The sequence below is a fragment of the Bacillus sp. LR--39 genome, assembly GCF_053613335.1.
This window is the reverse complement of sequence record NZ_JBSIOT010000996.1, coordinates 1-662: the sequence shown is the minus strand read 5'-3', so window position 1 is coordinate 662 and position 662 is coordinate 1. Positions and strand designations below refer to the sequence as shown.

The 662-nt window shown below is 38.7% G+C and carries 2 protein-coding genes; both read right to left on the bottom strand.

The features are described from left to right. Positions 1-463 (bottom strand): DUF4352 domain-containing protein (locus tag ACWHAR_RS28005; protein ID WP_452088555.1); only part of this gene is annotated, 463 nt, incomplete at its 3' end. A 68-nt stretch (positions 464-531) separates the two neighbouring features. Beyond that, on the bottom strand, positions 532-662 hold a 131-nt coding region (locus ACWHAR_RS28000; RefSeq protein WP_452088556.1), incomplete at its 5' end, for a hypothetical protein.

The following is a 662-nucleotide window of genomic DNA, read 5'->3' as shown; positions in this document are numbered from 1 at the left end:
TATCTGCCGTCGTCAGGATTTTTTTGTCTTTTCCGTCAATTTTAAAAGTAACTGATTTTGGTTTTTTATCACCGTAAGATTTCGGCGTATAGTTAAGCTCGTATTGCTTGCCTTTATCTACAACGAAGAAAAGATTTCCTTCAACGGATTTGTCAGCGTTAATCGTGCTGACTTGAAGCTTTTCGCTATAGTCTTCAGGGTCTGTGTCAGACATTTTGGTATCACCTTGATACAATGTGAAATCCATACTGTCTACATTCAGCGGGTCTTTTCCTGTGTTTTTCACCGCGACATTGACTTTTAACACAAGCTGGTCATCTGAAGTGGACTTATCATATTTAGACGGAAGCGTATAAGAGACATCCTTGATTTTGACTTGAGCTATATCTGAGCTTTTTTCTGTTTCTGATTCTTTCTTCTCCGCGCTTGTTTTGCTGCCGGAACAAGCAGCTGTAAACATCATCAGCAGAAGAATTAGGAAAACAGCGTACGTTTTTTTTCTGAAACATTCATTTTTCCTCCTCAAATGGTTTAGGAAAGGGGAGTCTTTTGTCTTTGAGAAATGGATCTTTTTGAATGGATTAGCATCATATAACCAAAAAAATCAGTTCTTTTCTCACGGTTTTCACCGGATTTTCTGGAAACTCCGCCCTCCTTTGTCA